Annotated in this window: 18 protein-coding genes; 6 read left to right on the plus strand and 12 right to left on the minus strand. The window is 47.0% G+C overall.

Translation table 11 applies throughout. The annotated features are described in order from the left end of the window. Positions 1-165: 165 nt before the first annotated feature. From CS921_RS08320 to CS921_RS08330, 3 genes are all read right to left on the minus strand, one after another. Complete coding sequence (locus CS921_RS08320; protein ID WP_099222837.1) at positions 166-1197, minus strand: Mrp/NBP35 family ATP-binding protein; 1032 nt, start codon at positions 1195-1197, stop codon at positions 166-168. Positions 1198-1356: 159 nt separating this feature from the next. Next, a complete protein-coding gene (locus CS921_RS08325) occupies positions 1357-1845 on the minus strand; it encodes a DUF5067 domain-containing protein (RefSeq protein ID WP_099222838.1) in 489 nt (162 codons plus the stop codon). A 78-nt stretch (positions 1846-1923) separates the two neighbouring features. Beyond that, positions 1924-3039 (minus strand): serine/threonine protein kinase, encoded by a 1116-nt coding sequence (locus CS921_RS08330; protein ID WP_162921725.1) that lies wholly within the window; start codon positions 3037-3039, stop codon positions 1924-1926. 104 nt (positions 3040-3143) lie between these two features. Between CS921_RS08330 and CS921_RS08335 the strand changes: the two genes are divergently transcribed. Both CS921_RS08335 and CS921_RS08340 read left to right on the plus strand, forming a co-directional pair. Continuing rightward, complete coding sequence (locus tag CS921_RS08335; RefSeq protein WP_099222840.1) at positions 3144-3584, plus strand: hypothetical protein; 441 nt, start codon at positions 3144-3146, stop codon at positions 3582-3584. A 301-nt stretch (positions 3585-3885) separates the two neighbouring features. Beyond that, a complete protein-coding gene (locus CS921_RS08340) occupies positions 3886-4587 on the plus strand; it encodes a DUF554 domain-containing protein (RefSeq protein WP_099222842.1) in 702 nt (233 codons plus the stop codon). 62 nt (positions 4588-4649) lie between these two features. Here the strand turns inward: CS921_RS08340 and CS921_RS08345 are convergent, their stop codons facing one another. From CS921_RS08345 to CS921_RS08365, 5 genes are all read right to left on the minus strand, one after another. Continuing rightward, complete coding sequence (locus tag CS921_RS08345) at positions 4650-5561, minus strand: cation diffusion facilitator family transporter (protein WP_099222844.1); 912 nt, start codon at positions 5559-5561, stop codon at positions 4650-4652. Between the two features lie 139 nt (positions 5562-5700). Further along, a complete protein-coding gene (locus tag CS921_RS08350) occupies positions 5701-7251 on the minus strand; it encodes a hydantoinase/oxoprolinase N-terminal domain-containing protein (RefSeq protein WP_099222846.1) in 1551 nt (516 codons plus the stop codon). Further along, positions 7252-8352 carry a DUF917 domain-containing protein gene (locus CS921_RS08355; protein WP_099222848.1) on the minus strand — a complete coding sequence of 367 codons (1101 nt, stop codon included), beginning with the start codon at positions 8350-8352 and terminating at the stop codon, positions 7252-7254. It lies immediately after the preceding gene. 18 nt (positions 8353-8370) lie between these two features. Beyond that, positions 8371-9648 (minus strand): cytosine permease, encoded by a 1278-nt coding sequence (locus tag CS921_RS08360; RefSeq protein ID WP_099222850.1) that lies wholly within the window; start codon positions 9646-9648, stop codon positions 8371-8373. 140 nt (positions 9649-9788) lie between these two features. Then, positions 9789-11375 (minus strand): PucR family transcriptional regulator, encoded by a 1587-nt coding sequence (locus tag CS921_RS08365; RefSeq protein ID WP_099222852.1) that lies wholly within the window; start codon positions 11373-11375, stop codon positions 9789-9791. Positions 11376-11508: 133 nt separating this feature from the next. On the opposite strand from CS921_RS08365, the gene CS921_RS08370 reads away from it, so the two are divergent. Continuing rightward, entirely contained in the window at positions 11509-13851 is a 2343-nt protein-coding gene (locus CS921_RS08370; protein ID WP_099222854.1) for a purple acid phosphatase family protein, read from the plus strand. Positions 13852-13901: 50 nt separating this feature from the next. On the opposite strand, the gene xylB is transcribed toward CS921_RS08370, so the two are convergent. Together xylB and xylA are read right to left on the minus strand one after the other, a co-directional pair. Further along, positions 13902-15386, minus strand: a complete 1485-nt coding sequence (gene xylB / locus CS921_RS08375; RefSeq protein ID WP_099222856.1) for a xylulokinase — start codon at positions 15384-15386, stop codon at positions 13902-13904. Between the two features lie 14 nt (positions 15387-15400). Beyond that, entirely contained in the window at positions 15401-16708 is a 1308-nt protein-coding gene (gene xylA, locus CS921_RS08380; protein ID WP_099222858.1) for a xylose isomerase, read from the minus strand. Positions 16709-16900: 192 nt separating this feature from the next. Between xylA and CS921_RS08385 the strand changes: the two genes are divergently transcribed. Further along, positions 16901-18043: an ROK family protein gene (locus tag CS921_RS08385; RefSeq protein WP_099222860.1), complete on the plus strand. Its 1143-nt coding sequence runs from the start codon at positions 16901-16903 to the stop codon at positions 18041-18043. Between the two features lie 335 nt (positions 18044-18378). On the opposite strand, the gene CS921_RS08390 is transcribed toward CS921_RS08385, so the two are convergent. Further along, on the minus strand, positions 18379-19143 hold the full coding sequence (locus CS921_RS08390; protein WP_099222862.1) for a MurR/RpiR family transcriptional regulator: 765 nt from the start codon (positions 19141-19143) through the stop codon (positions 18379-18381). Positions 19144-19234: 91 nt separating this feature from the next. Between CS921_RS08390 and argF the strand changes: the two genes are divergently transcribed. Next, on the plus strand, positions 19235-20290 hold the full coding sequence (gene argF, locus CS921_RS08395; protein WP_099222864.1) for an ornithine carbamoyltransferase: 1056 nt from the start codon (positions 19235-19237) through the stop codon (positions 20288-20290). Positions 20291-20304: 14 nt separating this feature from the next. Then, positions 20305-21666 carry an APC family permease gene (locus CS921_RS08400; protein ID WP_099222866.1) on the plus strand — a complete coding sequence of 454 codons (1362 nt, stop codon included), beginning with the start codon at positions 20305-20307 and terminating at the stop codon, positions 21664-21666. A 110-nt stretch (positions 21667-21776) separates the two neighbouring features. On the opposite strand, the gene rpsI is transcribed toward CS921_RS08400, so the two are convergent. Then, the gene (gene rpsI / locus CS921_RS08405; RefSeq protein ID WP_099222868.1) at positions 21777-22169 is read right to left on the minus strand and encodes a 30S ribosomal protein S9; all 393 of its coding nucleotides are present in this window, start codon (positions 22167-22169) and stop codon (positions 21777-21779) included. Between the last annotated feature and the right edge of the window lie 10 nt (positions 22170-22179).

The following is a 22179-nucleotide window of genomic DNA, read 5'->3' on the forward strand; positions in this document are numbered from 1 at the left end:
TTTTATGCATTCGTCAATAGGTTTTTAAAAGTTTTTCAGAAATTATTTTCATGTTGCGTTCTTTTCAACTTTTATTTTAATGACATCCCTTGATAACACACGTTTTTTGGCACAACTGCTTATTTGCATAATTATTACAAAAAAAATCTCTTACATGCTTTCTTACTACACACTGAATCGCTCCGTTAAATTTTCAGCTAGCTTTCTATAGGCTTTTCCTAGTGGTTCATCGTCTTGATAGATCGCGTCGACAAAATGGGGGGCGTTTTGGTTGGGCTGAGCAATTTCAAGTTGGGCGATCAACGGGATGGCTAATTTATCGGCAACTGTTCGACCGCCGCCGGTGCCGAATATTTCTAACCGCTCGCCGTGGATTGGCAAATAGGCCATGTTTTCAATGACGCCTAGGAGTGGGTGACCGTTTTTGCGGGCCATATAGCCGGCTCGCAGGGCAACCTGGGCGGCTGCTTGGTGGGGTGTCGTGACGATGATTTCGTGGCAGCTTGGCAGAAGGGCATGCATATCCAGGGCTACATCTCCGGTTCCTGGGGGCAGGTCGATGAGGAGGTAGTCCAGGTCGCCCCAATCGACTTCTTCAAGGAACATTTTGATCATTTTGCCTAGCATGGGGCCGCGCCAGATGACGGGCTCGTCTTGACCGATGAAATAGTCCATGGAGATGGTTTTGATGCCGTGCGCACTTGCCGGGATGATTCGGCCGCCTGCTTTTTGGGGCGGTTCCGTCAGTCCTAATAGAAATGGGATGCTGAAACCGTAGATATCTGCATCGAGCAGGCCGACGTTTTGGCCCTGTTTAGCTAAGGCGACCGCTAGATTGGCTGCTACTGTGGATTTGCCGACACCGCCTTTTCCACTGGCGATTGCGATGAATGTTGTTTCTTTATTTTCTGATAGGATGTTGTCATGCAGGTGTTCGATGCGGTCAATTACTTCCTGCGGCAAATAACTAAGCTCTAATTCGATATGCTGAAAACCGAATTCGCCTACCATTTCTTTTAGATTTTTGGTGAAGGCTTCCGTTTGATATTCTGGATCTGCCAATGCTAGATGGATGAAGGCCTTGTCCGGCGGTAAAACTTGGATGGCGATAATCCCTTCTGTTTCTTCCAGTGTGACTTCAAGTGTTGGGTCGACTAAACGGTAAATCAGGCGGCTGAGCTGTTGTTCATTCAGCATTTTTGACACTCCCTTTTTGTATTGCAATCGTTTTCTAGTATAACATGTTCAGTTGAGTAGTAGGAAAGGGATTGCTTGGGCGCTTTCTTTTATGAATAAAAAAAATCGCACAGATCTGCTCTGCACGATTTTTCTTCTATCTATCATCCCTGGTATTACTTATTTAAGTTCAAATGTTTTGCTGACTTTGGCATCATCTAGGCTGACTAATTCTGATGCTTCTACATCTACTGGATTTTCTGTATCTTGTAAAAGGTAAAGTGTGGTTACGTCAATGCTTGCGCCTGGTTGGACATCTTTGTCGCTATTTCCTAAGTCCATATTTTCACCCAAAGTTGTTTCCAGTTCCACGCCATTTTGGAAAGCTTTTTGTGTAACGGCAGCCATATAAGAAATGGCTTTATCACTATTATTAGTAAATTTGCTGACGACGGTCAATGTATTTTTACCATCATAGCTTTGAGATAATTCGCCACTGACAAGTTCCACTTGATAGTCGCCTAATTTGGTTGGATTTTTTTCTTTTTTCTCGGCTTTGGCTGTTTCTTTTTTACTGCTATCATCTTCTGTACTGCTACCGCATGCTGCAAGTGAGAATACTGTCATTAAAGCTGCAAACAGTAGAAATATGTTTTTAAATTTTTTCATTTCCTTCTCTCCTTTTTGTTGGTAGCTTTATTAGAACATATCTGCATAAAAAAAGTCCTATGCTCGCTGCATAAGACTTTATTTCGTAAACATGGCCCATATGCCAAATAGGATAAAGGTTAGTAATGCATATAGGAATATACCCGTTATTTTTAGCAGTAGATTCGATGATTTTAATAGTGGGAACTTTTGCCAGACGTGCCCGATATTCGTCAAAATAATATAAAACGGCAGCAGTAAAATCACAAAATCAAGTAAGGTTATTATGCCTATCGGACCTTTTGTAAAAATTTCTACTATACAACCGCTGATGTAAAATATGACCACTGCATAAAACAAACTGGCTGGAATGATTTTCCATGGTTTCATTGTTCGGAAGCCTGGAATGTGTTGATACCACAAGCGGTTGGGTTCAGCTTCTGCTATTGTGGTAGCTTTGGCTGGTGGTGTTTTTGGCTGTCTCACTGGGGGACGGGTGGTTTGCTCGGCTAGTGCCATTTGTAGCTGGGTGATTGTTTGGTAACGCTGGGCAGGATCAAAGGCGGCCGCTTTAAAGGCTATTTTTTTGAGTGGTGTGTTGGCGGCTTCGGAATCGATGAGCGACTGGCCTGTCAGCATTTCCCACATGACGATGCCGCAACTGTAGACGTCTGAACGCATGTCTGTTTGTGCAAAGCCGAATTGTTCTGGGGCCGCATAACCGATTGTGCCTAGATTGATGGTGTCTCGTTCTTTTTGAGCCTGATACTTTCTGGATGCGTCAAAGTCGATCAACTTTAATATGCCATCTGCGGAAATCATGATATTGGACGGCTTGATGTCGCGATGGATAATGCCCTGATCATGGAGTTCCCCTAGAGCGGCTGTCAGCATGGTCATGACTTTAAGCACGCGGCTTTCGGGGAATGGGCCAACACTCGTCAACTCTTTGGCCAGGTCCGTGCCATGAATAAATTCTTCATAGACGATTAGATCGGTGTCTGTTTGGCAGATTACTTCGATCTTGGGCAGATATTGACTGGAAATCTGCTTGATTTTTTCTAAAATGGGCAGATAATTCAGCGGGAGGTGCTTTTTAACGGCAAATTGGCCGGTCAATTTATTCTTGACCAGCTCGACTTTTTTCTCATTATCACTCAAGATGTCGAGGATTTGATATTGATCTTCTAGAAATGCTACCGTTAAATTTCCCATACTTCTGCTCCTTCTTTTTCTTAAAATTATAGCATGCTGCATAAAAGTAAGATAGTAGGTTGTGCTATAATTTATTGGAATGATGGGAAAAGGAGAGAGTTTGCATGAGCGACGCAAAGAAAACGAGTGAATTATTAAATGAACTGAAAAATGCAACCGACCTCAAAACGGTTTTATCGGAAAATGAAGCAGAGTTTCAAGCGAATGAACTGGTGAGCTATCTGAAGGAGCTTCTGGCCGAAAAAAAGGTAACCAAAGCAAGCGTGATTCGTGCTGCACGGCTTCATGAAACTTATGGCTATCAAATTTTCAGCGGTGTACGGAGACCTTCCAGAGACCGCGCCATCGCACTTGCTTTCGGCTTTCGCTTGAATGCTGAAGAAACGGACAAATTGCTAGCAATGACGGAATATCCGAAGCTCTATGCGAAAAACAAACGGGATGCGATCATGATTTTTGCCCTTGATCGCGGTTTTTCATTAGATGAAACGAATGATACACTCTATGAGATGGAAGAAGCACTAATCGAAACTTTTAAGGAATAAAAGAAGCTTAGAAACAAATGGCTTAGCGTCACAGCCTTGTTTCTAAGCTTTTTATTTGCTTTCCATTTCTAGAACGCATTGTGGGATTTTCATTGTGCGGCAATGGCGTGTCGGCTTGTCCGGATTTTTCCAAGGAGTCGGGTCGACTTATTCAAAATGACGCAACAAGGAATTGCACCTTGAGCATTCTCTTCTAACGATGTGAACGGTTGCCTCTAGGCTGCGCCAGTGGTTTATTTACCCTGTCTGGTTTTAGCTAAAACATTTTTCGTGTATACTAGTGGCAGGGAGTTGAATATTTATGATTTTATTTGGCGCTTTGGTCAACGGAATTGGTATTTTGGTGGGGGCGCTTTTAGGGATGCGGCTTCATAAAATTCCCGAGCGTGCCAAAGATACATTGATGAAAGGGATGGGGCTGTGTGTGTCCGTTTTAGGCGTACAGATGGCTTTTGAAACGCAAAACTCTTTGGTGATGATTTTGAGTATCTGTATTGGCGCGGCATTGGGTGAATTTTGGCAATTGGAAGAAAAGTTAAATCAGCTAGGGCACTGGGTGGAGCGCAAAATTGGCGGCCGCTCAGAAAGCAGTGTTTCACAAGGGTTCGTGACGGCTACATTAATTTTCGTCATTGGGGCAATGGGCATTATTGGGGCGCTCGACAGTGGGATTCGTGGCAATCATGAGGTCCTTTTGACAAAAGCGGTCATGGATGGTTTCGTGGCACTGCTTTTGAGCACGACGCTTGGTTTTGGGGTGGCGCTTTCGGCTATTCCGGTGTTTCTTTATGAAGGGGCGATTGCTTTATTTGCTACACAGATCGATCGCTTGGTTCCGGATGCTTTGATGACTGCCATGATTACTGAGATTACTTCGGCTGGCGGAATTATGATTTTGGCAATCGGGCTAAATCTGCTCGGGTTAACAAAAATTCGTGTGGCCAATCTTGTGCCGGGTATACTTGTGGCTGCTCTTTTAGCTACCGGATTATTTTTCTTATAAAAAAGAACCAGAACTCATGGCAGAAATGCTGGGTTTTGGTTCTTTTATAATTCTTGATTCTATTAATTGCAATGATGGTGATGTGCATGACGCTCCATCTGAATGGTCACATGGCCTAAATGATAATGGTCGGCTAGATAATGCTCTATTTCTTCTAGCAAAGCATCACGATCGACTTTTTCTTCGACTTGGATATGGGCAGTCAGTGCCTGAAAATCAGAGGTGATGGACCAGACGTGCAGATCGTGGACGGACTCTACACCTGAAAGTGAAAGAAAATATTTCCGGATTGCTCCGACATCAAGGCTGGCTGGTTTTCCTTCCATTAGTACATGAACTGATTCTCTCAGCACGCGGAATCCGCTGACAAGAATTAAAGCCGAAACAATGACACTGGCAATCGGGTCGGCAATATTCCAACCGAAAAAGATGATCAGCAGTGCGGCAATAATCGCCCCAACCGAGCCGAGCAGGTCGCCGATGACATGGAGAAAGGCGCTACGCATGTTGAGATTGCCGCTTGTGTCCCCTCGCATTAAAATCCATGCGACAAGAATATTGACGATTAATCCCAATACAGAAATCGTCATCATGCCGCTGCCAATCACTGCGGGTGGTGCGAAAAAGCGATGATAGGCTTCATAGAAAATGTACAAAGAGATGATGATCAGTGCCAGTCCGTTTAGGAAAGCGGCTAAAATTTCAAATCGCTTATAACCGTAAGTTTTATCATCATTCGCCGCTTTTTCACCAAATTTAAAAGCCAACAAGCTTAGTCCCAGCGCAACGGCATCGCTGAACATGTGACCTGCATCGGATAGCAGCGCAAGGCTGTTCGTCATGATTCCTCCGATAATTTCTGCAACCATGAAAGAAGCAATCAGTAAAAAACTGATGAATAGTGATTTCTTATTGGCGTTATGTGTATGACTGTGAGAATGCCCGTGCTCATGATGATGATCGTGTCCGCTCATTATTTTCACGTCCCTTTTCAAAGTGTATATGTTTATATTAGCATATAAGCACAGAAAAGGCGACCCTCATTTTGATAAAAGTCAGTGTACCGCCGCGCCGATCGCTGGATGGGCATGCGGCGGTGAATACTGGATTCTTTTAAACTAAATTACCTACTACTTTTACTCGTAGACGTGTGGCATTATCTGGATGATACGCTAATGGGATTTCTTCTACTTCCACCACTTCGATTGTCCGCTCGATTGCACCGGCAAGAATGGCTTGCCTGCGCGCTTTCATTTCAGCGTCGCGCAAAGCTTCGTCGCGTGGTTTCTGTGAATAAATATAAATCTGTTCGTATTGACCGCTGATTTGGGAGATGGAGGCTCCGATGGCATTGGCTACTGCGCCATTTTCATTGCGGATGATTTCTGCCACGCCCTTTAACTCGGCTGGAATAATGACGCTTCCACCGCCTACTAGAACGAGTGTGACATCCTCCGCGCTTGTTTTCATTTTATCGATGGCTTCTTCTGTCATGGCTGCGATTTTTTGGTACGCTTTTTCGGCAAAAGACTGGTCGATATGGGCCACTTTCTCGGGATCCCCAATTTGGGCGTGCCCCAGCCGGACGGCAATATCCGTTGTGGTCAGTGTATCGCCGCCAAAAACGAGCGCTTTTTCTGAAATCAGATAGCCGACACTGTCAGGCCCGATTGTCATTTCCCCGCCCTGTTCGCGCACGATACTGCCACCGCCAAGACCGATTGAGATGATGTCTGGCATGCGGAAATTGGTGCGAACGCCGCCAACATCCACAGCGAGAGAAGATTCGCGCGGGAAACCGCCTGTCAGAACGCCAATATCGGAGGTTGTGCCGCCGACATCCAGGACGACCGCGTTTTCGAGGCCTGCCAGATAGGAGGCACCGCGAATGCTGTTGGTCGGGCCGCAAGCGATGGTCAGAATTGGGAACTCGCGGGCATAGTCGAGCGACATCAGGGTGCCGTCATTTTGGCAGAGATAGACGTCTGCTTTTGTGATGCCTTCTTCTGCAAGTGCCTTTTCAAAACCATTGCTCGTGGCTGCCATGACTTTGAAAAGGGCGGCATTTAGAATCGTGGCATTTTCCCGCTCGATCAAGCCGACTGATCCGATGGTGGAAGAAATCGAAACGGGGACTTGATCGCCAAGAACTTCTTCGGCCAGCTCCTTGACGCGATACTCCTGTTCATTTTTTAAGGAGGAGAAAACTCCCACAACTGCGACCGATTCGACGTGGCCTGCCCACTTCTCTAAAAGGGAACGAATTTCTGCTTCTGAAAAAGTCGAAAGGTGGCTGCCGTCGTATTCAAAGCCGCCATGTGCCAGCTCATACTGACCGGACAGTGCTGCTACCATATCTTCCGGCCATGCTGTATAGGGCAGAACGGAAGCTGTCGCCGGATAGCCCAGCCGGATGACGCCTACTTGGGCCAGCTTTTTCCGCTCGACAATGGCATTTGTGCATTGGGTTGTGCCTAGCATGGCGTGTGTGACAGCCGCTTTGTCAATGGCGGATTCAGCCAGGACTTTATGCAGGGCAGCGCGAATCCCGCTTTCGATGTCCTCGCTGGTTGGATGCTTGACACTGTGAATCAAATTCAATTTTTCATCTAGGATAACGGCATCTGTGTTGGTACCGCCGACATCTATACCGATTTTATACATTTAACGCGCCTCCTTTTGCACAAGTTCTTCAACTGGTACATATTCCAAATCATAGCCAAAATAATGCGGCCCAACGGTTTCCAAGCCTTTCGCTGTGCGCCACTGTGGATCACACGGCAGGGCGAGCACTCGGACACGTTTGCCATATTTCAAGCCTTCTGTTGTCACTGGGGTTAGCGTCTCCAGATCGACGAGGCAAATCAGATCTGGTGTGAGTGCGATTGGCTGTCCATTCTTTTTGGCAATTAAATTTTCATTTTGGAAGAAAACCTGCACCTGCTCGTCGGCAGTTTCGCCCAATCCGTCGATCGTCACGCAACCACGGTTGAAGCCGCCCGTCGTGCCGCGTTCCACGTCGACAATTTTCCCGCTAAAAAGATGATGCCCATTTGTGGCTGCCAATAAGTCTCCCAGCTTGGCCGCATTGGCCGCATCGTCCTGTTCATTCGAGCGGATGATCTGACCGATTTTTTCAGAAAGTGTCACAATGTTGCGCACGCTTGCTGTTTGCAGTTCTTTGCCGGTGCATGGATAAATGCTGACCAGGCTGCTGGCGCCCATTTCAACGGTTGCCACACGCGCCAGCCGTTCTGTCCACCGATTGTCGATCGTTTCCATGATGCCGATGTTGCCTTTTTCATCCGTGATGGCCATTGGTGTGGAGGAAATGCCGTTTAAGTGGAACGTGACCATTTGCAATTCTGGGAAGGCGCGGCCCATTCCGTCACAATCGATTAGCGGAAGTCCCAGCTGAGCGGCTACGACGATTGGAATCATCGAATTGACACCGCCCGCCTCCATGGGAAATGTTCCTTTGACTTCTTTTCCTAGATAGCGCCCGAGTTTTTGAAAGACGCGTACGAATTCGTCGCCTTTTGGAAATTTTTCTACTAGAACGCTTGGTGCCCCCATCATGGCTGCCGGAATGAAAAAGTCATCCTCGTCGATTTCATCTGTTGATAGAAGCTGTACGGGGCCGTGTTCCTTGATAGCCGATAAAGCCATCATCTTGCCGATATACGGGTCGCCCCCTCCGCCAGTGCCTAAAAAAGCGGCTCCAACGGCTATATTTTCAATTGCTTGTTCATCTAAGTAACGCATGATAATCCCCCATCTACTTTAGTAATCTTCATTAAATCGCTTCGTCTTGCTTCTGTCCGTCATTTTACGGCCGATCAAATAAATCGCCAGTGCCAGAACGATCCCGATTAGCGGCTGATTTGGCAGCTGTGGCAGGTTCGGGAAAAAGCTCATGATAACTGGGACGCAGGCAATGACCGCACCGATCAGCCAGGAAAGAACACCCAGCCAATTGATGCCTCGCGTTTCATGCCACTTTGACGGATCGCCTTTTTGGACGAGCCAGTAAGAAGCGATCATGACGCCGGCTACAGGTGGTACCATGGCCGAAAGAACCGACATAATGGGCACAAAATGATTTAAGATGCCAATGACCGCAAGTAGGGTACCCGCTCCACCAGCAATCGCGACGGCTAATTTTTCTTTCTCTTGGGAAATATTGAAAACGTTGACGATCGCAATTCCACCTGAGAAGGCATTGACTGCATTGGTCGTCCATGTTGCCAGAATCAGTGCAATCACGCCTAGGACTGGCAGGCCGAGTTTGGTAAAGACGCTGGTGATGTCGGCTGTTCCGGCGGTAACTGTCAGAATCGCGCCCACTGCAATCATCAATACACCGGATGGCAAAATGCCCAGAATGGCTGCTTTTACAACGCCGGCTCTACTTTTTGTGTACTGCGAATAGTCGCCCGCTATCACTGCCCCAAGCGCAAATGACCCAATCGTGACAGACAGCCCTGTGAGGAATGGCAGCGGTGTTTCCGGTCGATATGCTGCGACTTGCTGCAGCCCGCCATCTCGGAGCGAGACAATCAGCGCGTAAATACACACCAGTAGTAAAATCGGAACAGCCACGTAATTTAAAATATTAAGAATTTTTATTCCATAAATTGCTGAAAGAAGCATGATCACGCCCCAAACGAGCGATGACAGCCACACTGGAAAATCAATGCCATATAATGCCAAAAACTGAGAAAAGGCCACGCCGCAGACATTGGCTTGAATGCCAAACCAGCCGAGGCAGGAAATGGCCAGAATGATTGAAATAATTTTTTTCGAGCCTTGTTCGCCAAAAACTTGTGATGCCACTTTAACGGTTGGACGCTGCAAATCACTGCTCTGCATGCCTTGATAAATCATAAAAACGACAATGATGCCATAGCCGATAAAGGCTGTCAAAAGCGCCTCCCACAGCGGCATTCCTGCAATAAGTGTCCCGCCGATCAATAAGCTGGGAACGCAAATCATCGCACCGGTCCATACAAATGCCAGACTTGCCCACGACTGTGCTTGTTCTTTTTTTACTTCCGCCATTTAAAAGCCCCCTTGTTTTTTGTAATGGGTCTATTATATAAAAAAGGCTTCTTTGTTGTAATTAGCAGAATAGCAAAATAAAAAGGACAATTCTTGTTAAAATAAACAAAAATCATCCTTCTGTCTGCCTTTTTGCCCAATCAGTCGCGCTGTTCCATTTGCTCGAGCAAGCGCCAAATCGCAATAGCCCGGTAATAATGATAGCTTTCTGGCATTTTGGAAACCGGATAAGGGAGCAGTTCATTGATCCGCGAAATCCGATATTTGATGGTGTTGGCATGTAAAAATAGTTTTTTGGCCGTCAGCGGATAATTCATTTCGGCATCCAGCAAAAAAACAGCCAAGGTTTCAAGCAAGTCCTGATTCGCCTTCCGTTCCTTTAAAAGTGGGGCGAGCGGTTTTAAATGCTCGATAATGGCCAGCTCGCCGCTGCTGATCACCTCGTAGCAATGGGCGGCAAATTCGATCCGCTGCAAGGTATAGAGCTGCTTGTCAGGGTACACTTTTTTCGCCTGCGTCAGGTAACTGTCAACTGTCGTGTAGGCCTCCTGCACATCTGTCGTATTTTCCATTCCCAGACATTGCACGATCGTCGCTTCAATATTTCTCGCCTGCGTTTCTGCATAGAAATATTCTGCCAGACTGTCAAAATCTTCCTGCTTGCCGCCTGCATCAAGAAGCACGACGATAAACGCCTCATACATATCCACCAGTGACACTTGAAAACGGCGGGCAACCTCCAGTCGAAGCAGCTTCAACACGTCCGTTTTGTGTACGGGACTTTTCGCCTCGACCAGCCACATATTGGAAATCCGTGCCACATCCACTCCTAGAATTTTGGCTAAGCGGCGCATTTTCACACTTTCATCATTCATAATGGCCTTCACAAGCTCGGCGGTGCTGATTTCCTCGTAGTTGCGCCCCCATAGATTCATGAAAACCTGCACCACTTCCCACATTTGCTGGGCCATTTCTTCCGTCAAAGGTTTCTTTTCCTTGATCAGATAGAGCTGCATGGTGGGGATGCCGTCCTGCGTGATCACCCGCCTAGTCGACCAGATCTCGCTAGACTGATGAATCTCTTCGTCCACCGTCAAGTCAATCTGCTTCTGTACATCGAGCGTGCTAATCCGCGGCCAGGTGACCGCATTGATGATCTGCCCACTTTGATCAGTCAAGAGTGCAGAGGCGCGCGTCCGGTCGGTCAGTATTTTCAGCATCGTGTCGACATTCCGCTGATTGACCGGTACCGCCGAAATCTGTTCCAGCAAGCCTGTCGCAAAATGGGTCTCGCTCATTTCCTGCTTCACAATCGCCTCGACCACTTCATAAATCACCTCGCTGTACCGAAGTGTGGTTTCATTTTCCGGCATGATAATCAGTGTAAAATCCAGCTCATTTGCAAGTTGCACCAGCCGCGTGTCTACCCGGGGCACAAAAACACCCACGTAGTATAAAATCAGACCGATTTCCCCCACCTTGTGCAGCCTGCGAATCATATCACACTGCGCGTCCAGATTATCCTTCACATTGATAAGACCGGAAATGACGATCTCACTGCCATAAAATTCATCATTTTCAAACAAACCATCTTCTAGCGCCTCGACATCCGTATGCTCTAGGACAGAAATCGAGGAAACCTGTTTTTCCAATCCGCCAAAGCCGGCAACAACTTTGGCATCACGAAGCGAGGGCAGCTGCAACAGTTCACGTAATTTTACACTCATTTTTCACACCTCCTTCTGTTAGTATAACAAAGTTTTTTACCATATTTTCACTTATTTTATACAAAAACTCGATTATTCCTTAACAACTTTTGTTTACACTGAATCTGATGTTAAAAATAGGGAGAGTGATTTTGTGAATTGGAAAAAAGTCGGGCTGTTGTGGCTCGCATGTTTGCTTCTCGTTCAGTCGCTTCAATTTTTTATTCCCCATCACGTTCAGGCAGAAGAAAGCGGTACGACACTTCTTGCAACCGAAAGCACTTGGAAATACTTAGACACAGGTACATATCCGGGTGATGGTTGGAACAGCGCGAATTTTGACGATACCACGTGGAAATCTGGTAAAGGCGCGTTCGGCTATAACCCCAAAAATGCGCAAGTTGGCATCAACACGACCCTCTCATACGGAGAAGATGCGCAGAAAAAATATCCCGTTTCTTTTTTCAGAACCCAGTTTGATACGACACATGCAGACACTTATAAACGGCTAAGCTTGAAGCTGAAAGCAGATGACAGTGCGGTTATTTACTTGAACGGCCAGGAAATCAAGCGCGTTCGGCTGGCAGAAGGCACAATCAATTTCACGGATTATTCTGGAGAACTGGGACCGGATGCCGCTGAATATGAAAGTTTTCATATTCCGCTTGCTGACGGGTTACTCAAAAACGGCACAAACACCTTGGCCGTGGCAGTCTTTCAGCAAAAAGGCTCGAGCTCAGATCTGACTTTCGATGCTGGCTTATCCGCCTACACGACCGACGCCCCCGAACAAGAAACCAATATCGTACCGAAAAAAATTGCCGTCACGTTTTACGGGGACACTTTTACCCAGAAAGGCTTTTCTTGGCACACCGAAACCGAAGCCCGTTCTGATTTGGAATATGTGAAAGCGGTGGGCAACACGCCTGATTTCAGCCAGGCACAAACCGTTTCCGGTCAAATGGAAGCAAATGATCCCGCGATCGGCGGCTTTTCCCATCAGGTGGCCGCCAAGTATCTAGAACCCGGCACCACCTACTTTTACCGTGTGGGCGACAAGAGCCAAAATGTGTGGAGCGAGCCAGCCAAGTTCACCACACAGGCACGCGGCACCAACTCCTTTGACTTTCTTTACGTCACCGACTCACAAGGCAGCTCCGAGGAAGAATACACCTGGACAGACGCCACCCTCAACAAAGGCTTTTCCTTATATCCAGAAGCCAAATTTATTTTGCAAACCGGCGACTTAGTGAACACATCCTCCAGCAAAAATGAATGGAACTGGCTTTTCAGCACCTCGCAAAATCTGCTCAGCAATACGACCATCGCAGCCGCTGCTGGCAATCATGATGCATATAACAATACGTTCCGACAACATTTCATGCTTGAAAAGCAGCCGAATGCGAACCATTTGAACAAGGGTGTCTACTATTCCTTCGATTACGGTCCGGCTCATTTCATGATTTTAAATACGAATGATCAGGATCCGCGGCCGCTTGATGCGAACCAGCTAGCTTGGCTGAAACAAGATGCCAAAGCCGCCCGTGCAAATGGAGCCAAATGGCTGGTCGTTGCGTTCCATAAAGGCATCTATTCTGTCGCCAGCCACATGGAAGACGCGGAAATCAAGGACCTGCGGGCACAACTGGCACCAACTTTTGACGAATTAGGCATTGATGTAGTGCTGCAAGGCCATGACCACGTCTACTTCCGTTCCGAGCAAATGAACGGCACTGAGAAAGCGGACGACAGCCAGATTCAAACGATTTCGGAAAACGGCATTGAAACAGATGTTGACCCCGGCGGCCAAAGCTACCATATCATCAATACAAGCGGCTATAAATTTTACCAGCCAAAATCCGCTGACCGAATTGCCGCAGCAAAAGTTTATCCAGCCAAGTACGCCCAGCCCCTGCTGCAAATGTTTGCCGGTATTTCCTTCACACAAGATCGATTTACATTTAAGGCCTACACCTATGATGCCAAAAATAGCGGCGAAGCAACTCCATTTGATTCCTACGCCATTCTAAAGACTGATCGTGCGAAAGCCGTCGAACAGCTAATTGCCGCGATCCCTGCAAAAATCCAACTTTCTGATGAAGCAGCGATCCTTTCCGCTCGAAAAGCCGCTGACCAGCTAGACAGCACCCTACGCGGCTACGTCGGAAACCTCGACTTACTGGCACAGCATGAAGCCACTCTTGCCAAGCTAAAAGAAGAAGCCAATCAGCCACCTGCCCCTAAGCCAGTTCCCGATGTGCAGCCAACGCCAGCCCCGACACCACAGCCTGAAAAGGAATCTGACCATAGCCAGCAACCAGCTGATGCCAGCGCCCAGCCAGAGAAATCTATTTCCGTCACGGCTGACAAAGCGGATCAAAAAATGCCTAAAACTGGCGATCAGGAAATCCCCACCAGCATTTTGGTTATCGGGATTGCCCTGCTTCTATTGGGCACCACCTTGCTAATCGTCCAGCGGCGCAAACGGAAAATCTAAACACGAGAAAAGCCTGACAAGCAGCGCCAAACTGCCAATCAGGCTTTCTTTTATTTCCTCAATTGATGGGATAGCGCGCGGGTGGCAGGATAAATTTGCCGATAAAGCGCATAAACTCGCTGATATTCTTGCACGGCCGCCGCATTAGGCGTGTAGACCTCTGCGTAGGCAACCAACCGTTCCGCCGCCTCTTCCAAAGTTTCATATAGCCCAGCGCCAACAGCCGCAATCATCGCCGCCCCCATTGCAGGACCCTGCTCACTTTTTAGCGTCCGAATTGGCACATTAAAAATATCCGCTTGCATTTGCAGCCAGTCCGAATTTTTAGCCCCGCCACCGACCGAAATGATTTCCGAAAAATGGGCATCCGTGTGCTGCTCCATTAATGCCATCGAATCCCGCAACGAAAACGTGATCCCTTCCAGCACCGCCTTCGCAAAATGGCGACGTGTATGACGACCATCAATGCCAATAAAACTGCCGCGAATCTGGCTGTCTGGATATGGCGTCCGCTCACCCATGATGTATGGCGCAAAAAGCAGCCCATCTGACCCTGGAGCCAGCTCACTCGTATCGGCAAGCAGTTCCTCATAGGTTGATTCTTTGGCAAACTGCTCTTTGAACCAAGATAAACTGTGACCAGCCGCAAGCGTGACGCCCATCGCGTAGAACCGGTCTGCCGCCGCATGGGCAAACAGATGCAGCTTGCCTTGATAAGCCTGTTCAGCACATTTAGCAACCGTTAAAAACACACCGGAAGTCCCGATACTCAGCATGGCACTGCCTTCAGCCAAAATGCCCGCTCCAACAGCCGCGCACGCATTGTCAGCCCCGCCAGCAAAGACTGCGATTCCCTCTGGAAGCCCCCATTCAGCCGCCAGCTCAGGCAAAACAGTCCCAATTCTATCCGTTGACGCCACAAGCCTCGGACAAAGTGTGACCGGCAAGTCGAAGCGCTCCAGCATTTCAGCACTCCATTCCCGCCGTGCCAAATCAAGCAGCAGCGTTCCGGCCGCATCCGAAAAATCCATCTGCTGCTGGCCCGTCATCCGGAACCCCAGATAGTCCTTCGGTAGTAAAAAACGAACTGCCCGCGCCCAGTTTTCCGGCTCATTCTCACGCACCCAAAGCAATTTCGGCAACGTGAAGCCCTCCAAAGCCCGATTTTTCGTAATTTCAAGCAGCCGCTCGCCAAGTGCCTCCGTGATTTGTTCACACTCAGCCGTCGTCCGCACATCATTCCATAAAATCGCCGGCCGCACCACCTGTCCCGCCTGATCAAGCAGCACCAGACTGTGCATCTGCCCTGAAAAACTAATGCCCACAATGTCCTTGCTTTCCGGCCGCGCCGCCATCACCCGCATCACATCCTCGAGTGCCCTATACCAGTCTTCCGGATTCTGCTCACTAAAGCCAGCCCGTTCCTGATAAAGCGGATAAGCCGCCGAACTTTCAGCACAAATCGTTCCATCTTCCGCAACAAGCAGGGCTTTCAGCGCACTCGTCCCCAGATCGATTCCCACAATATATTTCACTCTCAGCCGCTCCTTTAATAAAGATATTCATTCAGCCGCGCTTTCACCATTTCCAAATGACTCGACTTATTTTGAATCTGATCATGACGCACCGCATATGCAGCCAGTTGATGAAAGTCCATTTTGCCAGCCACAATCTCCGCGCCAATCCCCGCGTTAAAACTGTCATAGCGATCCGCAATCAGCTTATCAAAAAAACCGTCTTCCTTCAAACGAGCCGCCACCTTCAGCCCACGCGCAAATGTATCCATCCCAGCAATATGCGCCAGGAACAGGTCGTCCATCTCAAATGACCCCCGCCGAACCTTCGCGTCAAAATTGACCCCGCCGCGCCCGATGCCGCCATTTTCAAGGATCTGATACATCGCCAGCGTCACAGCAGACAAATCCGTCGGGAACTCATCCGTATCCCAGCCCAAAAGCAGATCCCCTTGATTCGCATCGATCGAACCGAGTGCCCCGTAGCAGCGCGCCACATTTAATTCATGCTCAAAGGTATGCCCGGCAAGCGTCGCATGATTGGCTTCCAGATTCAGTTTAAAGTGATCCGCCAAGTCATATTTCTGCAAAAAGGCCATCGTAGTCGCCGCATCAAAATCATACTGGTGTTTGGATGGTTCTTTCGGCTTCGGCTCAATCAAAAACTGGGCATCAAAGCCAATCTCCTTCGCATAATCGACCGCCATATGGAAGAACCGCGCCATGTTGTCCTGCTCCAGCTTCATATCCGTATTGAGCAGCGACTCATACCCTTCCCGGCCGCCCCAGAACACATAGTTTTCCGCGCCAAGCTCTTTCCCGACTTCCAGCGCTTTTTTGACCTGCGCGGCCGCGTAGGCGAACACGTCGGCATTGCTCGTCGAAGCGGCACCGTGTACAAAACGAGGATTCGTGAACATGTTGGCCGTATTCCAAAGTAGCTTCACACCCGTCTCGTCCATTTTCCCCTTCAAAAGGGCTACGATTTCATCCTGATTTTGGAACGTCTCCCGCAGCGTCTCCCCCTCCGGCGCAATATCCACATCATGGAAGCAGTAGTAAGGCACATCCAGCTTCGTGAAAAATTCAAAGCCCGCCTCCACCCGATTCCGCGCCGTCTGCATCGGATCATCCGCCAGCCACGTCCGAATATTCGTCGCCTGGCCGAATGGATCAGAACCGTCCTGTGTCAGCGTGTGCCAATAAGCCACCGCAAAACGCAGATGCTCCTTCATTGTCTTGCCAAGCACCACCTCATCAGGATTATAGTGGCGAAACGCAAACGGATTATCACTCCCCGTTCCCTCAAACCGAACCTTCTCTACATTTGGAAAATAACGCATGATATGGCCTCCTTTAAATTTTGAACGCTTATTTTTAAGTTAGTTCGTACGATGGACTAACTATCAAAAAACATCATAAAGCATCGGTGAGAATTTGTCAAACGCTTTCACAAGGACGAATGGACAAACCCCACCAATCCAGCTAAAATAAAAGAAACGTTTACAGTTGGACTTAAGAAAAGAGGTCATTCCATGCAATACACGGACAAATACGCCATTCGTGAACAAAACGAGCGAATTATTTTACATACAATCATTCAAAACGGCCCACTTTCCCGCGCTGATCTCGCCAAGGAAACCGGACTGAACAAAGGCACCGTTTCAGAAATCGTGCGTGTCTTGCTGGCGCGCAAACTGATCAACGAAACCGGCATTGGAAGTAGCACCGAAGCAGGCGGCAGACGTCCGATCCTGCTGCAATTCGACCAAAAAGCCGCGCTGACCGTCGCGATCGACCTAGGCTACAACTACCTATCGAGCGCCCTGATGTACCTAGACGGCGAAACCATTCACGAAACGCACCGTGAAAATTATCACGTGAACCGCCAAACCATTCTGGCAGAAGTCGAGCGGCTGTTCCAAGATTATCAGTCCCGCGCCCCAGAGACCCATTACGGCATCAGCAGTGTGGCGATTGCCATCCACGGCACCGTGCTGCACCAGCAGATCCTTTTCACGCCCTACTATGATTTGGCGAACCTCGATATGGCCGAGATATTGACCCAGAAGCTAGGCGTCCCCGTCTACCTAGAAAACGAAGCCAACCTGTCCGCCATTGCCGAATTCGCCCAAGACCGCTCCAAACGCGACCTCGTCTCCATCAGCATCCATTCAGGCGTTGGCGCTGGCATCCTACTAGACGGCAAACTGCATAGCGGCAAAAACGGCTACAGCGGCGAAATTGGCCACATGATCCTATTCCCAGACGGCCGCCCCTGTCCCTGCGGCAATCATGGCTGTCTCGAACAATACTGCTCAGAAAAAGCGGTCCTGGAAGAATTCGGTCGGCTAAAAGGTATCACCACTCCAACAATTGCCGATGTAAAAGCCGCCTTTCTGACTGGCGACTCCGAAACGAAAGCACTAGTCGACCAGACCGCCAAATATCTAGCCATCGCGATCAACAATGTCAGCAACACCTTCAACCCGGAAATCATTTACATCAACAGCCGCCTTGTCGACGCGCTCCCAACCATGATCCCGCTGGTAAAAGAAAATCTGACTTCCTTCTTAACAGCCTCCATCACGATCCAGCCTTCGACCCTCGCCAAGCAAGCGATCCTACAAGGCGCAAGCTCCATCGCCGCCCAGCGTTTTTTGAAACTGAATGAATAAAAAAGCGCCCGCAAGTTAAATTCCCATACTTGTGAAATTTTTAGTCATTCTTAAAATCAAAAGGTTGAAGCCTAATGAAACGAACCTAAAATCAAGCAAAAGAAAGCCATTTTTTGAATGGACACTTGCTCGATTTTAGGTTCGTTTATTTTTCATGCATCCCGTCACAACCAGCTTATGTTCCAGCTGCTTATTTCGGGGTGTTCCAAAATTGTTTCAGTTTGCGGAACACTTCTCTATTCTTGTTCCAGTGGTACATTGTGTTTAAAAAGTATAGACGCTCGTGAAAATTGGTGCTAATTTTACTTTATAGAAAGCGCTCTCTATGAAACATTTCAATTTTCTGCCGTTCGTAAATAAAGGATCAATTCCGTAATGGCGATCATTGAAACTCTGGAAGTGATATCCTGCTCATCAAGATGGGTCTCATCCGTGAAAATATAAAAGTCGATATCGCAAAGATTCTGAATGAGGTTATTGTCTGCACGCGTGAATGTCACGACTTTTGCCAAACTATTTTTTCGCACCTGCTCGATCACTTCTACAACTAGCGGATCTTTTCCAGAGTATGCAAAAGCAAACAACACATCCTCGTCCCTCATATGCAAAACAGCATTTTTAGGACAAATCGCTTGTGACAATAGCACGGTTTGAAAATGATAGGCGGAAAACAACCAGTTGACGTAATACAATGCCTGCAAATCTAATGCTTCACCTATTAAGTAAATGGTCGGATTTTTATCCAACAATCGATTAACTGCTTTCATGTTTTCTTCACTCGAAACCCGAATCGATTCAGTAATATTCTTTAAATACTCACCCTTATAATCAAGTTGCTGAATCACTTTTGGTAACGCTTTCGTTTTATCTGACATTGACAGACTGTTCACAAAGTCGCTATAGCCATCAAATTGCAATTTTTTGACAAAACGGAAAATCGTAGAAGAAGACACATAGCATTCAGCGGCCAATTGACGAATGCTCATGCTCTTAACACGTTCAATATTCTTAAGCACATAGTAAAAAATTCTTTTATCCGATTCATTTAATTCTGGTAGTTTCCGATTCGCTATCTCGAGAAAATGATCTTTTTGCACCATGTCATCTCCGCCTTTCACAAAAATTATACTACCGCTTAAAAAATTCAGCAATCAACATTCTAACAATCCATTTCAGAAAGGAAGATTTTCAATGAAACTTTCACATCACACGCACGCATCTGCTAGGCATTTTCTGGACAACTATGACCTTTCTAAAGAAGAAATTCTTAATATTTTAGAGGTCTCCCAATTATTAAAGCAAGCCGCTTCCCAAAATGCCGTACCCAAACTTTTAGACGGCGCCTCCTTAGCCATGATTTTTGAAGAACCCTCAACACGTACACGAATATCTTTTGAAACAGCCATGACTGAGCTCGGCGGCCATGCCCTATATTTAAAACCCGGCGAGATCCATTTCGGCTCACACGAAGCCATACAAGATACGGCAAAAGTCATTTCCAGCATGTGTGACGGAATTATGATTCGCACGGAGGATCACGAAACTGTGCTGCAAGTCGCCAAGTACTCCTCAGTGCCCGTCTTTAATGCCATGACCTACTACATCCACCCTACTCAAGGGCTCGCCGATCTTTTAACCATGATTGAACATATGCCCGAAGGAAAAAAACTTGATGATCTCAAAATCGTATTTATTGGAGATTCTGGTGAAAATGGCATTATGGCGCATGAGCATGCCCATCTTTGCGCTTCTTTAGGGCTAGATTATACCATCGCCTCACCAAAAAAATACTCCATGAGCCCGGAAGAAATTCAAAAAATAGAAGCAAAAATGCAAGAAACTGGCGGTCACTTGACAATCACAGAAGATGTTTTTGAAGCGGTTCGACATGCGGATTTTATTGTTCCAGATGTTTGGTATTACTATGGCTATGAGGACGAAACAGAAGAACGCTTGGCCGCTTTTTCACCCGACTACCAATTGAATATGGGACTACTAGAACTAGCTCCCGATACCTGCAAAGCCCTGCACTGCTTGCCCGCAAACCGCGATGTTGAAATTACTAGTGAAGTGCTAGATCATCCAACTCGGTCCCTCGTTTTTCAAGAGGCTGAAAATCGGCTCCATATTCAGCGCGGCTTGTTAGCTTGGTTTTTATATCCGTTACTTAAACGCCCAGCCAATCTTACCAAGCAACAGTTTGACAGCTCAATTCGTACTTTTCTAGATGAAAATTTAAACTACTAAGGGAGCTGATAATCATGGACCAAATGAAAAAGCTAGGATTTATTGACATTGTTTCACTTTCATTTGCCGCTGTGTTCTCGCTTGAATTGATTGCTTCCCAGGCTTCAATGGGACCCTCACTAATTTTTTGTTTCATCGTATTAGGCGCCACCTTCTTTTTATCACACGGCCTAATCTGCGCAGAGTTAGGTGCAACTTATCCCGACCAAGGAGGCATTTATGTTTGGATAAAACGGGCATTCGGCGATCGCTGGGCAGCTCGCACAACTTGGTGGTACTGGATCAATGTAGCTGGATTTGTCCCCTACACACTTGTTGTAATGGGCTCTGCTCTGCAATTACTCTTCTTCCCTGATTTAAGCGTATGGGAGATGGTACTCTTTTGTGTCATTTGTACCTGGATTGTTGTCGGATTCAACTGCATCGATCTTAAAAATTCCAAGTGGCTCTCTACAATTAGTACCGTTTGCAAACTAGTCGCCTGTCTAGCTCTTATTGCTGGAGCTATCTATGTTTTGATCACGAAAGGTTCCCAAACGATCTTTTCATGGTCAACAATTATTCCAACATTCGATTTGAGCTTTCTAGCCTTGGTTCCTGTATATGTTTACGCACTTACTGGCTATGACCTTATCAGCGTATCAGCAGGTGAAATGAAAAATCCAAGTCGCGATGTTCCTAAAGCCGTTTTTTCAAGTGGTATTACAACAATCATTTTATACATTATTTCGGCAGTTGCAATGCTGATTATTATGCCCGCCGCCGAAATTGATCCTGATTCCGGCCTATTTGAAGCCTTTGGTAAAATTTTTGGCAATGTCTCCGTGACAATCGTTGGTCTCATCTCCTTTGTAGCTTTGCTAGGATATATTTTCAGCTGGTCACTTGCTGGCAATAAAGCAACTTTAGAAGCAGGTCTAGAGGGCGAACTACCAAAAATCTTTGCCAAAACAAATCGCGCCTATGCACCCGTCGGCCCTGCAATTCTACTCGGCCTCTCCTCCACCGCTCTACTACTTTTCTATGGATTCATTTCAACAAGCAACGCAAGCCTATTTTGGACATTGCTGTCATTTACATCCATTATTTTCTTTCTGCCTTATATCGTGCTTTCGTTCGCATATATAAAGCTGCGGAAAATGGATCCCGATATCAATCGCCCTTTTAAAATTCCCGGCAAGCCTTGGGTGGGAACAATGTTTGCGCTCATTCAATTTATCTTTTTCGCTTTTAGCGCTGTTTTCTTCTTAATCCCACCAGAAGGAGAAAATCCAATCAGCTATATTCTATTTCTAATAATAGGCGTTCTTGCCGCCGTCATCTGCGGTGAAATCATTATTGACCGACAGCTTAAGAAAAAAAGCGCACACAAATAAGTCTTTTTCATTTATGAAGTTTCCCAATGAGCAGCCGCTTATTAGGAAAGACTCGGATGGATAACAAAAAAACCTCTCTCCAGATTTGGAGAGAGGTTTTAAACATTTTATTAACGTTTTGAGAATTGTGGTGCGCGACGAGCTGCTTTAAGACCGTATTTTTTACGTTCTTTCATACGAGGGTCACGAGTAAGTAGGCCAGCAGATTTAAGTGCTGGACGGTACTCAGGAGACACTTGTAAAAGTGCGCGTGCTACGCCGTGACGGATTGCTCCGGCTTGACCTGTGTAGCCACCACCATGTACGTTTACTAATACATCATAGTTGCCTAGTGTTTCAGTTGCAACTAATGGTTGTTTGATTACTTCGCGAAGTGCTGCGAATGGGATGTAATCTTCCCAGTCTCTATTATTAATAACTACTTTGCCGTCGCCTGGTACTAGACGTACACGTGCTACAGAGCTTTTACGACGACCTGTTCCGTAATATTGTACTTGAGCCACTTAGATTTCC

Source organism: Listeria costaricensis (genome assembly GCF_900183385.1).
In the GTDB taxonomy this organism is placed as follows: domain Bacteria; phylum Bacillota; class Bacilli; order Lactobacillales; family Listeriaceae; genus Listeria; species Listeria costaricensis.

What these genes read in the sequence shown, in the direction of transcription:
- CS921_RS08320 (WP_099222837.1), bottom strand. Translation starts at nt 1,197, where the DNA reads ATGCTGAATGAACAACAGCTCAGCCGCCTGATTTACCGTTTAGTCGAC.
- CS921_RS08325 (WP_099222838.1), bottom strand. Translation starts at nt 1,845, where the DNA reads ATGAAAAAATTTAAAAACATATTTCTACTGTTTGCAGCTTTAATGACA.
- CS921_RS08330 (WP_162921725.1), bottom strand. Translation starts at nt 3,039, where the DNA reads ATGGGAAATTTAACGGTAGCATTTCTAGAAGATCAATATCAAATCCTC.
- CS921_RS08335 (WP_099222840.1), top strand. Translation starts at nt 3,144, where the DNA reads ATGAGCGACGCAAAGAAAACGAGTGAATTATTAAATGAACTGAAAAAT.
- CS921_RS08340 (WP_099222842.1), top strand. Translation starts at nt 3,886, where the DNA reads ATGATTTTATTTGGCGCTTTGGTCAACGGAATTGGTATTTTGGTGGGG.
- CS921_RS08345 (WP_099222844.1), bottom strand. Translation starts at nt 5,561, where the DNA reads ATGAGCGGACACGATCATCATCATGAGCACGGGCATTCTCACAGTCAT.
- CS921_RS08350 (WP_099222846.1), bottom strand. Translation starts at nt 7,251, where the DNA reads ATGTATAAAATCGGTATAGATGTCGGCGGTACCAACACAGATGCCGTT.
- CS921_RS08355 (WP_099222848.1), bottom strand. Translation starts at nt 8,352, where the DNA reads ATGCGTTACTTAGATGAACAAGCAATTGAAAATATAGCCGTTGGAGCC.
- CS921_RS08360 (WP_099222850.1), bottom strand. Translation starts at nt 9,648, where the DNA reads ATGGCGGAAGTAAAAAAAGAACAAGCACAGTCGTGGGCAAGTCTGGCA.
- CS921_RS08365 (WP_099222852.1), bottom strand. Translation starts at nt 11,375, where the DNA reads ATGAGTGTAAAATTACGTGAACTGTTGCAGCTGCCCTCGCTTCGTGAT.
- xylA (WP_099222858.1), bottom strand. Translation starts at nt 16,708, where the DNA reads ATGCGTTATTTTCCAAATGTAGAGAAGGTTCGGTTTGAGGGAACGGGG.
- CS921_RS08385 (WP_099222860.1), top strand. Translation starts at nt 16,901, where the DNA reads ATGCAATACACGGACAAATACGCCATTCGTGAACAAAACGAGCGAATT.
- CS921_RS08390 (WP_099222862.1), bottom strand. Translation starts at nt 19,143, where the DNA reads ATGGTGCAAAAAGATCATTTTCTCGAGATAGCGAATCGGAAACTACCA.
- argF (WP_099222864.1), top strand. Translation starts at nt 19,235, where the DNA reads ATGAAACTTTCACATCACACGCACGCATCTGCTAGGCATTTTCTGGAC.
- CS921_RS08400 (WP_099222866.1), top strand. Translation starts at nt 20,305, where the DNA reads ATGGACCAAATGAAAAAGCTAGGATTTATTGACATTGTTTCACTTTCA.